The following is a 12,507-nucleotide window of genomic DNA, read 5'->3' on the forward strand; positions in this document are numbered from 1 at the left end:
ATATTGGTTATTCTTGCTGGGGCGATTTTGTTGAGGCAGCGGAGAATGTCAGGAGTCCTATTTATAACCTCATCGTTTGGTGTTTCTCAGTTTTACATAGCATTCCTTGGGGAGGGTTATAGAGACATGGATAAGCATCTTTTTGGTATGAATTTCAGTTTTGATTTATCCTTGTTCTTGTTGTTGATTCTAGCGGCCTCAAGAATTAAGAAGCATCAATAAAAGAAGCGCCACGAAAGTGGCGCTTTACTCATATACTTACCAATCACTACAAACTATAAGCCCTCTCAAAAACTTCCTGTAATAATTTGATACATCACCGTTATTTTCCACCCTAAATATTATTGTTTCATCATAAAACGATGCAGAATTTACATTAAAATCCAGGACGCTATTGCCTGTGATGGCATCATTGTACTTAAGTGATATTGTATAACCTGCATCGTTTGTCCCAAACAAACTGAATGTTCCTGCTGTTGTTCCTGAAATATTAAAGTATTCCAAAGAACATCTAACATTTTTGCGGAATTTTATATTCGTAACTAGGCTTGCGAATGCTCCCTTAAAACCTATCCCTGAATAATCCGAATTAGGAATAGTTGTAGTTCTGTCCGACTCAGTAGTTCCTGTTCTTACTCTTACAGGAAATGCATTCGCAAAGGAATACGCGTCCGAGCTAGATGGATCTTTAACCGGGATTTTTTCCAAAAGACTTGTTATAGGCCACATAGTATTACCCGGAGCACCTCCGAATAAATATGCTTCTGTATTTAACATTTTTCTAGTACGCTGAGACGCCAATCCTGCCACGAGTTTCTGAAGATTGATATTGGAACGAACGCGGCCAGTAATGTTCGGGTCACCAACACCATCCCATACAAAAGCGCCAAAGTTTCCGCCAAATATTGCCCCAAATACTTTACTGGCAGCAATAACTTGAGACTCACTGCTTGCATAATACCCGCCTGAATCTGTGAAAGCAGACACTACAGGGATAACTCGCGATAAACCTGTTTGAGCCTTAATGCATCCATAGTCGAAGCGCATCTTCTTAAGGTCATTGTCTAACGCCACCCCAGAGGTCCATACTCTCGAATATGAATCTACAAATGCAATGTCATAGCTTTTACTAAATAGTTGGTTAAACGGATTGCCTTCAGAAATTAAGTCTACGAAGCTCAACTGTTTTGTAGTGAGGCCTCTTAATGTTGTTATTTTAGCATCTTGCGATGCAACGCTAATGCCTCTGGATGCTGGCTCATCATAAACGCTATACCCCCATGTTGCTGGGTGTTCTTTTGTAGCATTTACAAATTCACTGAGGCTTGTGGTAGCGCGTGGGCTTTCAGTTCCAAGATTAACTCTTAGCCCAGCTGTACGTGCATTATCAAGCAACTGCTCTGCAGTACCTGAGGCATCTATTGTTCCGTTGTTGGCAAAATAACAGTAATGGTTAATTGTGTTAAATCCTAACGCTTTAATGTACAGAAGTTCTGCCAGATCATACGCACTTTCAAGATAAAGCATGCGGATGCTTTCCGAGTCTGGCTCTACAGTCTGCGCCGTCACTGCGCCAAGCGAATATCGGGTTGTACTTATAATAAACGGACTAACGATGGGCTGGCCTTTGGTGTTAATTATTCCTGAGACAGAATATGGCCCCTTACCAACTACCGGCTTACCTGTGGCAAATGCCGCATTAATTGCTGCCGTCCAGTCCCCTGAAACGACCATTGAGGAGTAATCCTCTATGTAAGCAAACGCCTCATTCTGCTTCTTCAGTTTATCTACATCAGTCTGCTTTGCAGCTCCGTTTACTAGATCTACGCCGCCTGGAGCAGCGAGAGCAGCGCGTAACGAGGCATCACCAACACCGACCCATGCGCCTGGACCAATACCCCCAGTGGTATCTGGTGTTGAGTTAGCGGGAACCACCTTCGGGCCTGATGCAAAAGAACCAGTCCATTTATAATATTCGCCATCGGCAGTATTTAGCAGCACCTCGTTTGGTTGACTAATAGTTGCGCCTGTTGTGAATGTTTTTCCATTAAGAACCACATAACCAAAGGCAGCCATTGCCTGTTGAGCAAGATAATTATTACCTTCAATCGTGTAATGCTTTTGACCGAAACGATCGGTATACGTCCAGCCCATAGACGTAACGTATTCATCAATTTTCCCCGCGTTAAATTTCAGGTCGCGAGGTGATTCGCTTGGTACCGGATTTTGTGTTGGTTGCGTAGCCATATTGATTCCATAAAAAACCAGGCGCGGTGGCCGGGCTGAGGTGATCGGGATGGGTCTTATTGGTAAATCAGATCGCTATACTCAGCGAGGGTTAAAGCGGTATTACCCTTTCCATCAGGTTGCTTGGCGGTGATTGTCCACTGCCCTGCATCAAGCTCCTGTGAGGTGGCGATGACGTACCGTGAAGGTGACTGGACGTCGAAACCATCAAACATGTTGAGATCGATATTCGGGATAGCAGCGGTAAAGCCGAACGCAGTATCAGCACGCGGAGAAGCCGGATATCGCGCCGTGGTGGCACCGAACGAATCCGTGACCTGCACAAACATGGTTCCGGAGAAATTGATGCGCTCACTTGTCTCGAAGTCATTCCCGACCCTCGACACGATATAACCGGCCTGCTGGTTGGTGTCGTAAGTGTCCGGCACCTGCACCATATCGCCGATGTTCACCCATTCTCCGTCTGCCATAGCGGTGATCTGCATGGTCATACGAGAGTAGATGAGTCTCTTACATTCCCTCAGCGCGCGCTCGTCGGCCTGAAACCTGTTCCTGACGTACAGCATTTCGAACTTTTTCGCCTTGGCCGGCGATCCTTCAATGATGGAGTTGCCTGATATGCGGTACCGGACAAAGTCCTGCTTATTGGTGTCAGGGTTGCGATACTGCACCTCTACGCCGTCGTAACCGCCCGGGAGCGTCATGTCGTAGGAGAGCGAGTAGCCATCAGGTTTGGTGTTCGAGCGGTTGAATATGGTGGCAGCAGACGTCTTTTTGCCGTCTCTGGTGAAAGACAGCATGCCGTTGTCGTCATAAACCGAGACGCTGGCGGCGTCACAGATGGTCTCCATGCGCGAACCGAGCGACACATCCTCATCGTCAAACGTATAGTCGAAATACCCGAGTCGCGGGTCGATAGCATCAATTTCAGCCTGGATCTGGTACAGACCGTAAATATCAATGCTCGACTCAGGCTGCTGCCCGACGACCAGCCAGTTAAACAGCGCGATATCAGCAAACTTGCGTGATGGCCTGAGCGTATAGTCGACCTGCTGCGTCGTCATGTTGTAGCTGATGACGTGGCGGGTGATTAACGCGTTGTACTTCCTGTCTCGTCCGCTTGTGGCGTTCTCTGTGGCCCGGACCTTGACCATCACCAGTGAATCTTCAGCGTGAACGACGTTCGTCCTGACGTTTACCGCGTGGATCTCTTCTACCTGCAGCTTGCTCGCGTCGCTGCTGTTATCGGTCCTCTGGAAAGTGATCGCATAACGCCCAAACCCGCCAGCCGGGGTAAGTTTGTCGGTCCGGTTAAACGTCTCCGACATGTAGTCGTGCGGCGTTGTCTGCCGGTAGGTGAACGTCTGTTCAGTTCCGGGGATCAGGTTGTTGTCATTGTCCACTTTCCAGATGTTGACCACCCAGTTCGTTTCGCTGTTCCCGCCGAGCCCGGACTGCGTATGCAGCCACAGCTGACTTGAGGGTATCGGCGAGAAAAACGGACCGACGATCAGCGCGGCGTTATCGTTCAGGATGAACTTGGTTGTGTTGATTGTTGCGTCCTGGATGGGAATAGACGGACCATTCAGGTTGTCGAACGTGAAAGTGTAATAGTAAACAGGGCTGACAACTGATCCATCGTTTGTCTCCGCAAAGCTGATAAGGCGCCCTGACAGCGTGACATCTTCCGTTCGAGTACCGCCGGTGATCGGGTACGTAACGTTAATAGTGAACGTGACCGGGTGCGGGAAAGTCAGGTCAGCAAAGTAGTCGAAGTCAGCCTGTTTAACGATTTTCATCGCTATCTGCCCGCCAGCATAAACGCCACTGATGACGGTGTTTGCTGTTGCCGTCTCGATCGGGAAATCGTCGCTTTCGTTCAAGCCGGGCACTTCCTGCCCGTCAACGTCGTCGAACTGATACCCCTCGTTAACAACCGGAATGGCTTCACCTGGATTGAAAAATGTGTAAGAGGCGCCAGCCATTGATCCCAAGTTGGATTCAGAGAACCGCATAGAAGTTTTATCGTAAAAACCGATACCAAAACACATTAATTCAGTAATGTATTTCAAGTTGTCGATATATTCGAAAATAGACTCTTGCACAAGATCCGGGAAGGAACGAACCTGGCCGAAATTGTCCGGCTTCGCCTCGCCATTGCGCGCTATGTTCGTCTGCCCTTTCAGGCTGTTGTTCGGAGAGGTTTTGCTGTTCCCGCTGGCTGCGTTGGTGTTTGGCTTCGGCATCAGCGAAGACAGCACCTTCTGGGTGAACTTTATCGGGTTGAAATGCTCAAGCGGGTTTAGCAGCGTGCCGACAAGACCGCCACTTTGTGGCTGGTCGAAAATGATTACCCGGTCGTCGTCCTGGAGTGCAAATTGCAGCTCATCATCTTGCTGCAGTTCTTTGCCGTTAACATTGATGCGGATATCTCGGTGAAAACTTTCCTGCTCAAGCCACTCCGAAAATACGGTGCCGGCTTTAACTACCGCCCGGTCCTTCGGCATCCCCGGAACGCGCTGAATCTCGATTACCGGCATAGGTGTAAAACTCCACTCTGGTGAATAGTTTCTGAATTGTCCGGATGGCGTCGAAACGGACATGTCCATTTTCCCCGCGGCTGTGCAGCGCGCGACCGTCGACGATCAGACCAACATGCACCGGCTTACTGCCAACCCAGGCGACGAAGATCCCGTCCTCAGTGAACGTGGCGCCGGGCTTCCAGAAAACGACATCAGCGCCATAGCACGTCATGAAGTCGCGCCCGGATTCGTAATCCGCTGACTGGTGGATCTCAATGCCCATGACATGGCGGTAATAGAGCACCACCAGGCCCCAGCAGTCGGCAGCCTCAAAGCTGCAGGCGCGGTTACTCCAGGGGATACCCTCAACCCGCGAGATGAAATCGTCTTTAAGCATTCTGGAGCCCCGGATATTCTTCGACGGTATACAGACGTCCGACGTTACGATTTAGCGGATTTACGCGCGTCAGGCTGCACGTAACGTCCTTGTCGTCCATCGAGCTGTCACTGACGTAGAGCGTCCACGACTTGATGGCAGTCTTCATGTCGGCTGCGTCAAACTGCTGATATGTCGCCGAGATAGGTGTGATACGCGAGTAGGCTTTCCACTGCTTGAGCTGTTGCTTGAAGTCCTGCGCCAGACGGCCAAATTTGACGGTGCTGTCGAGGATCGGCGTGTTGCTCTGCTGGCTTTCGGTTAACTCCATTCTGCATGGTGTGTAGACCTGACCGCCGAGCGTTTTGGGGAAAATCTGGTTATTAACGAGCCTGATATAGCCAAAGACCGGGCTGTAAAACGTGATGGTTTCGTACAGGATTCGGTTTGGCCTTCGGCTCTGGAATTCTCTGAGCGTCGGCATTATGGCACCTTCGGTAAACTCTCCGGGTCGCGCCCGTCAGGATAGCCCGTGACAATGATATCCAGCCTTGAGGCCCATGGTGGCGGCAGCTCAATGATGATGTCGTCAAACTCGTCATCAGAGTTAACCAGCTCGCGCGCAACGACATCACCGCTCCACGTGAAAATGGAACCGGACTGCGACCATGACGGCCAGGAGAGAAAGTGTAATTCCTGCACCTCTACACCAGTTTCGCCGGTCCCGGTGCCAAGCGGCATCGTGAACCACTGATTGCAGTTGTCGAGGTAGTTCGGGCTGCGCAACCACTGCATGAATGCCCGGTGCTGGTCCTGGGTGAATATCCACGTCAACGAGAAGGAGGTCTTCAGATCGTCGGTTAATTTCTGAAATACCGGCGCGCCGACCGTCGGCTGGTCGACGCGAAACCCGGTATCGGTAGTGGGTGATTTCCCTTTCTGTGCCAAAGGCAACCAGTCAGGGTACGGAATTGGCATGTTATCCCCTTGCTTTACGTGGTGCCTGATGGTTTTGCAGAATGGCCTGACTGACACGACCGCCGTTATTGATATCAGCCACAATCATATCGATGGTCACCCCATTGCCGTCCTGCGTGGCCTGGGCATCAACAGTCGCGCCGGTATAGTTCTGAATGTTGATGGTTACAGGAACAGAACCGCCTCCGACTCCGGAATTCATCTGCTTGTTGCTGATGACCTTTCCGTTGTCGCCGGGGATCATGTACTGGCTGCCATTGCTGGCACGGTAGATTTCAGGCATACCGCCCTCACCCACCTGGTACATAGAGCCAGCAGATACCGGTCCGCCGTTCTTGCGCTTTCCGGCAATACCGCCAGCCATAGCCATAGCCGCGATAAGAGCAGCAATACCGATCGCCGCTGCGCCACCGAAAGAACCGATTGATGCGACGGCTGCAGCTGGCGTCCAGACCGCCATAGTGGTCGTGGCCGCCGCGGTACTTGCAGCAGTGGTTGTAGCTAAACCAGCAGTTTGCGCCGCAGTAGTCGTGGCAATCGCAGAGGTTTGCGCCGCGGCACCCATTACGGCAGATTTAACCCACTCAATGCCCATCTGAACAACGGAATTAATGACGCTATTCAGAGCATTACTCACAAGGGAATACACGGCCTCCTGCGCTGACATACTTCCCGTGATGATTCCGGTGAATGCATTACTCGCGTTATTACCTAGCGAGGTGAATGCAGCGCCTGCCATTTGCGTTGCCAGGTTGAGCTGTGTCCACTCTTCAAACATTGCGGCACTGCGCTGTGTGCGGTACTGCTGCTCGATCGCAGCCCTTGCGGCTTCAGCCTCTCCAATTTTTTGAGGGTAAAGCTGTGCGTAAAGCTGGATATCAGCAATGTCCTTTTGGTACTGACTGTCCAGACCAGCCGTTTTGCTGGTTTTACCCTGGATGGCGCTAAAGTTACTGGCAGCCTCAGTGCGTGCTTTTTCTGCCTTTGCCTGTTCACGCAGAGCATTAGCATTATCCCAGGCCTTAGCAGCCAGTTGTCCTGCGAGAATAAGCTGATCTTGCGAGGCGCTATTGCCAAGAGACTGCTGAGCATTCAGCACAGCCTGGGCGCGCGATAACTCACCAACACTGGTTGCTGAGATCTCCGCTTTCTGCCTGAGCTCGTCAAGTTTCTCATTGACGGATTCCTGGGCTTTTGCGTATTGCTCAGCCTCTTTCTGGGCCTCTGACTTTCCGCCCTTCGCTTTGCTGCCAGTGGCCGTGCCAGTGGTTTTAATCTCGATGGGCTTTGTGTTAGCCGCGGTCTGTGAAGCTTTGGTTACAGCAGCCAGATCGCCAACCAGCAAAGCTGCTTTATTGCTCAGACCGGCCAGCGCTTTGTTTTGCGCCTCCCAGCCATCAAGACCAAGCCATGACCAGGTGCGGGCCCGGCGGGTAAACATTTCAGCCGTGCTGTTCAGATCAGAAATCTGCGCATCGGCAGATATTGCCTTCCCAACCAGCCTGTCGAGCGCAGCTGTCAGCGAGTCAATCACGGCGACCATGCCTTGACTTGCTCCCGTAGCCTGATTGACAGAATCAATCATCGACAGGAATGAGTTGGTCAGCGCAGTATTTGCCTGCGACAGCGTGCGCGGGAGCTTTTCGAACTCAGCATTGACTGATCCGGTCTGTTTCTGGATGGCATTCAGCGCATCTTCTGCTGTCAACTTCCCGTCAAGCATGAGCTGACGAAGTTGACCAATACTCACACCCATACCTGCAGCAATCTGGCGCGCCAGTTCAGGCATTTGCTCAAGAATGGAGTTAAATTCTTCAGCCCGGACAGTGCCGGATGAAATTGACTGGCCGAACTGACGAAGAGCATTCGCCATTTCTTCAGAAGAGGATCCGCCGATACGCCCTATTTTCTGAAGTGTTTCTGTGAGCTGAATGATCTGGCCGTTAGTCGCGCCTGTATCGCGCAATGCCGTGCTGAGTGTTTCCCACAACTTCGCAGTGTCCTGCAATGAGCCGCCTGTTGCTGAACTGATACGCATCAGGCTCTGCATTGTCTGCGATGCAACCGCCGCACTGCCAGTCAGTCGCTCTATGCGCGCGTTGAGCTGACTCATGTTGTCAGCAGCTACGAGGAATGCCTTTCCCCAGTCAACAACTAGTGAAGCTGCAATAGCCCCGGCAACGCGGTTGATATTTGTCTGCAGCTCATCCATCTTTTTGGCTGCGGTAGTTGCAGAGTTGCCGATAGAGTCGAGCGACTTATTGGCCTTTCCCTGCGCCTTCAGCAAGCCAGAAACATCAGCCTCGATGTCGTAATAAATCTCGCCTGCTTTTTCAGACATCACTTTTCTCCGGGCATAAAAAAACCCACCGAGAGGTGGGTTAGTTATTCGTGTCGTTTATTGGCATCGTTCGGTGTAGGCTGGCGGTGGCGGAGTGTCACGCGAACTAAGGAAATGCTCACCAAGCGTATAATCGACGCCTTTCGAGAAGATCCCTTTCGATTTCATGTTTAACTCAACGAAGAAAGGATGAAACCCTGCATAGGCCCCGAAACCGTTCTTACCGTTAATTTCTCCGCAAACTACAGCAATTACACGGCCATCTTCAGCATCGGTCATTTTTGCAATTTTCACGTTGCGGAACTGCGCGCTACCAGGATCCAGTAGATTTGCTGAAACTTCAGATTGCGCCAGAGAAATGGCCTTTTCCTCACCAGGCTTGCAGCCAGCCAGAACCAGCGGAATAGCCAAAGCCAAAAGTATTTTCTTCACTCTTATCCCCTGAGTTTTTTTGTCGAGCCATATTACGCCCGGTCAGGCGATTACGGTACATCCATTATTACCTCAGGCGGCTTTCTTTGCTGATTTTTCGCGCTCAATCATTTCCTGCCAGCGGCGATCGTCATCGTCCATAACAGCGTCGTACTCTTCCCTGGTGAAACCTTTCTGGTCGGGATATTTGGCGTTAAGCATCATGGCGAATTCGGTCATGGTAAGGTTTTCAGCCTCTTCTCTGCTGATCCCGAAATGGTTTCGCGCCGCCATGATGTATTCAGTCGCATGAAACTCCGGTGTAGTTTCCTTACTCTCGTGCTTCTGCAGCTTACGGACCTTCGCCCGGCCTATAATGCCGTGCATGATGAGTGACTGAGCTATCAGGATAAGATCCTCAGGCGGGAGCGCGCCGCGATGCCATACGAAAGTGCGCCGCCCGGTGCGGGACAACTCATGCCAGCCAGTCAAATCAGAAACATCCTCATCGCAACATGACTGAATGACGTTAATCGCTGATAGTAAAGTTTCACGTAGGAATGCCGCTGAACCAGCAGCCTCAATCGACCACAGAGGGTATGTTACGTCGCCGAAGTAGTGGGCGTAAAAATGGCGTTGGTGCTCTGGTATCGCGCTGTGAATTTCTCGTGCCGCCTCAAGCATCTTTGCCACATCGTCATTGAACAGTGCGTAGAAAGTGCGGACGATATGCTCTGGATCGCCGATCCGAGTCATGTTACGGAACGATGGCCGGAAGAAGTATTCACGGCCGCCAGAACCAATCAGGCACTCGCCAATTTCTTTCAAAGGGGTCATATCGCTCTCCATAACCAGTATCAAGGGCAGCGCGCTGCCCTTTGTAGTGATTACGGTGCGGCAGTAACGGTAACAGCGCAGGTATCGGTGAAATTGCCATCTGCGGTAGTAGCCGTAATTGTCGCGGTTCCTGCAGCGACGGCCGTTACCAGACCAGTTGAGCTGACTGTTGCGATAGATGCCGCCGAAGTCGTCCAGGTGATGGCCTTGTTAGTCGCATCGGTTGGCTGAACCGCGCCGCTGAGTTGCTGGGTTGCGCCAACGACCAGAGATGCAGTTGCAGGGGTAACCTCAACACCAGTGGCCGCGATAAAGTCAGCGACCTCAAACACAACGGTGTCGGCGTCGTAGACCTTCCACTCGCCGGAGAAGGTGGAGATATCGTTTGTACCGAAGTCACCAGACCATGAAGTGGTGTTCATGTAGCCCTGGATATAAGTACCGGCGTTCTCCCCAGCGAAGTCAAACCGCACCCACAAGTTAGGTTGACGGCCTGCCTGAACTTCGTCAAAGATATACTTCGACAGACGCCACGCGCCGATCTCGTTGTCTTTATCAGACTTTCGAAACTCCCCTTCACCGGAGATTGTCAGGTCCATGTTGTTGACCAGGTTCTCCACCAGACCTTTAGCATCATCTGCATCGGAGTTGATGGTATTCATCGAATAATCGATGCCCTTGGTCGTCATAGCGCCGAGACGCTTCCACTCGGAAAGCGCTGGCACTGCGTCGGGGCAGCCAAAGGCCATGCGTAGCACAGCTACTTTCCCGATCAGCTTGCCAAAATCATTAGCACAGCCTTGCATGTGTACCTCTCAAATAAAAAAGGCCACCGGATGGCAGCCTGATGGGTTGGTAATGGGGTTATTCGCCGTAGACGCACATGAACTGGAGTCTGAAGACCAGGCGGCCCTCTTCGGTCAGGATAGGTGCAGGCATATTGCCGAGGTTTTGAATCAGACCAAGGCATTCGTCGGTAATGTCGTTCTGTTCGACATAATTGATGATTTCCTGAGCCTTCTCAGCGGCTGCGCGGCGCTTATCTTTGGCAGAGATGACATCCACCAGCACGTAGTGATCAGAACCGAGGTCATTTCGGATGTCGGTACCGCCGTTAGGCCGGAACACGATGAATGCGTCGGTTAACTTCGTTGTGTCGTCCCAAGCCAGCAACTGAACAATGAAGCCAGTGGTAAGCCCGGCATCAACGAAGTAGTTACGCACGCGCTCATACATGGCAGGTGTCATACTGAAAGCTCCTTGCGCATCACGGCATCAATCTGGCTGCGGGTGTCTTCAAAGCCTTTGGTGAGGAACTCTTTCTGCGCGGTTGCGCGGCGGAAGGTTTGCGGCACGTTCGGATCGTGAACGAAAACAGCGTAGTTCGCCGTGTATCCAACACGACCTGTCAGTCGAACGCCGTTGTTAATCAACTCCCGATACTGGCTATTAAGCAGCGTTGAGGTGTCGATCGGCGTATAAAGCGCGGCCTGGGAGCTGCCAATTATCATTACTGACTGTAGCGCCCTGGCGACCTTTCGCCCTTTCACGTCGTTAATGATGCGATTGAGCCCGGCTTTCGACAGCTTAACGCCGCGCACTTTGATGCCCATGGCTATACTCCCGTCAGGATGGCGTAATCATCCGCCAGGCGCTCGAACGTGTCGGCATAGCGAATAACTTGCCGCACCTCGTCGGCACCAGCCATAATCGGGTCAGCCTCGGTCGATGCGCCAATCAGCAGGTAATCACCCGCGGACGCCAGCGCGAACTCCGTCCAGACGGTATTCTTCACGACGATTTCAGCGCCCAAACTGGCTAACTTCTTGCTGAGCCCGCCCTCGTAATCACAGAGGATTTGCTCAGGTTCGGCATAGCCAAGCGGATCGCCATATTCGTCATTGCCTTCCAGCTTGCGCCAGATGGTCGCCGTAGCGGTGTAAGACCAGTTGGCAACGCTGCTCATAGAGTGAATACCTCCACCTTCTCAACGCTTCTGAAATCATCAAGAGGCCGCATCGAGCCTGATTGGCTGGCGAGGCGCCTAGCATCAGCCTGCTCCAGAAAGTCAGCTTTGGCTTTCTCGTAAGTTTCAGCATGCCGGCCAATAAACTTAACGCCGGAGTCGTTTATCCAGATGAACAGCGACCAGTTGTCTTCGCATTCAAAGGCATGGACTTCATAATTTTCAGCCATCTTTCCACCTCAGCACCTTCGCGCCAGTCGCCCGGATGCGCGGGCAATTGATGAACCACTCGCCATCCGATTTCACGTAGCCGGTAGTCTCACGCCCGGTGTCGGTAATCACCCAGACGCGGGTGAACGGACGCGGCAGGCCGTGCATAACTGATTTGGACTTCATCAGCAGCCCCCGACCACCATAAACAGACCGACGCTGTTACCGGCGCTGATTGGCAGCTCACCGGTGCAGCCGCTGGTATCGAGACGGGCCAGCGAGTCGCGCAGCCAGGTAATGCTGTCGTCTCCATATTCAAACGAACGGGACGCGCCGGACGGCGCCCCCTGCGATTTGATGCGGCGCGCACCGGACGACGTAGCCATAAGCGCGGCGGCATACATCAGGATCAGCTTCGCGGTGCACTCGTCATACCCCGCGCCATCGAGGCACGGGATGATCTTGTTCACCACGCAGAGGATCGGATCCAGCAGCGCGCCCGGGATGGAGTAACCCAATTCACCGAGGAACGCCTGCACGTCTGCCGCTGTGATTGGGTCAGCCATGGTTATTTCGCCTTCTTCGATTTAGAGGGGGTTTCTGCCTGCTCTGCCTGCTC

General features: G+C 52.1%; 15 protein-coding genes and 1 pseudogene. 1 reads left to right on the forward strand and 15 read right to left on the reverse strand.

Features of this window, described 5'->3' with window-relative positions:
- A pseudogene (locus tag INF68_RS23135) lies at positions 1-222 on the forward strand (hypothetical protein); the annotation flags it as partial.
- Positions 223-258: 36 nt separating this feature from the next.
- Here the strand turns inward: INF68_RS23135 and INF68_RS23140 are convergent.
- From INF68_RS23140 to INF68_RS01230, 15 genes are all read right to left on the reverse strand, one after another.
- Entirely contained in the window at positions 259-2,247 is a 1,989-nt protein-coding gene (locus INF68_RS23140; RefSeq protein WP_227412761.1) for a hypothetical protein, read from the reverse strand.
- A 56-nt stretch (positions 2,248-2,303) separates the two neighbouring features.
- A complete protein-coding gene (locus tag INF68_RS01165; protein WP_193525209.1) occupies positions 2,304-4,787 on the reverse strand; it encodes a host specificity factor TipJ family phage tail protein in 2,484 nt (827 codons plus the stop codon).
- Positions 4,729-5,166, reverse strand: a complete 438-nt coding sequence (locus tag INF68_RS01170; RefSeq protein ID WP_193525210.1) for an NlpC/P60 family protein — start codon at positions 5,164-5,166, stop codon at positions 4,729-4,731. Before INF68_RS01170 ends, INF68_RS01165 begins: the two co-directional genes overlap by 59 nt.
- On the reverse strand, positions 5,159-5,629 hold the full coding sequence (locus tag INF68_RS01175) for a hypothetical protein (RefSeq protein ID WP_193525211.1): 471 nt from the start codon (positions 5,627-5,629) through the stop codon (positions 5,159-5,161). Before INF68_RS01175 ends, INF68_RS01170 begins: the two co-directional genes overlap by 8 nt.
- Entirely contained in the window at positions 5,629-6,123 is a 495-nt protein-coding gene (locus INF68_RS01180) for a hypothetical protein (RefSeq protein WP_193525212.1), read from the reverse strand. The genes INF68_RS01175 and INF68_RS01180 overlap by 1 nt, the downstream gene beginning before the upstream one ends.
- 1 nt (position 6,124) lies before the next feature.
- The gene (locus INF68_RS01185; protein WP_193525213.1) at positions 6,125-8,464 is read right to left on the reverse strand and encodes a tape measure protein; all 2,340 of its coding nucleotides are present in this window, start codon (positions 8,462-8,464) and stop codon (positions 6,125-6,127) included.
- Positions 8,465-8,521: 57 nt separating this feature from the next.
- Positions 8,522-8,896, reverse strand: a complete 375-nt coding sequence (locus INF68_RS01190; protein WP_193525214.1) for a hypothetical protein — start codon at positions 8,894-8,896, stop codon at positions 8,522-8,524.
- Positions 8,897-8,968: 72 nt separating this feature from the next.
- Complete coding sequence (locus INF68_RS01195; RefSeq protein ID WP_193525215.1) at positions 8,969-9,712, reverse strand: DUF6246 family protein; 744 nt, start codon at positions 9,710-9,712, stop codon at positions 8,969-8,971.
- A gap of 50 nt (positions 9,713-9,762) precedes the next feature.
- Positions 9,763-10,518 (reverse strand): Ig-like domain-containing protein, encoded by a 756-nt coding sequence (locus INF68_RS01200; RefSeq protein ID WP_193525216.1) that lies wholly within the window; start codon positions 10,516-10,518, stop codon positions 9,763-9,765.
- 58 nt (positions 10,519-10,576) lie between these two features.
- Entirely contained in the window at positions 10,577-10,960 is a 384-nt protein-coding gene (locus tag INF68_RS01205; RefSeq protein WP_016245419.1) for a hypothetical protein, read from the reverse strand.
- Entirely contained in the window at positions 10,957-11,325 is a 369-nt protein-coding gene (locus tag INF68_RS01210) for an HK97 gp10 family phage protein (protein WP_193525217.1), read from the reverse strand. Before INF68_RS01210 ends, INF68_RS01205 begins: the two co-directional genes overlap by 4 nt.
- Before the next feature lie 2 nt (positions 11,326-11,327).
- Entirely contained in the window at positions 11,328-11,678 is a 351-nt protein-coding gene (locus INF68_RS01215) for a hypothetical protein (protein WP_193525218.1), read from the reverse strand.
- The gene (locus tag INF68_RS01220) at positions 11,675-11,908 is read right to left on the reverse strand and encodes a hypothetical protein (RefSeq protein WP_193525219.1); all 234 of its coding nucleotides are present in this window, start codon (positions 11,906-11,908) and stop codon (positions 11,675-11,677) included. Before INF68_RS01220 ends, INF68_RS01215 begins: the two co-directional genes overlap by 4 nt.
- Entirely contained in the window at positions 11,901-12,074 is a 174-nt protein-coding gene (locus INF68_RS01225; protein ID WP_193525220.1) for a 50S ribosomal protein L13, read from the reverse strand. The genes INF68_RS01220 and INF68_RS01225 overlap by 8 nt, the downstream gene beginning before the upstream one ends.
- The gene (locus INF68_RS01230; protein ID WP_032648628.1) at positions 12,074-12,454 is read right to left on the reverse strand and encodes a hypothetical protein; all 381 of its coding nucleotides are present in this window, start codon (positions 12,452-12,454) and stop codon (positions 12,074-12,076) included. The genes INF68_RS01225 and INF68_RS01230 overlap by 1 nt, the downstream gene beginning before the upstream one ends.
- Between the last annotated feature and the right edge of the window lie 53 nt (positions 12,455-12,507).

Origin of the sequence: Enterobacter cloacae complex sp. P16RS2, from assembly GCF_014982155.1 — a bacterium.
GTDB lineage: Bacteria > Pseudomonadota > Gammaproteobacteria > Enterobacterales > Enterobacteriaceae > Enterobacter > Enterobacter cloacae_M.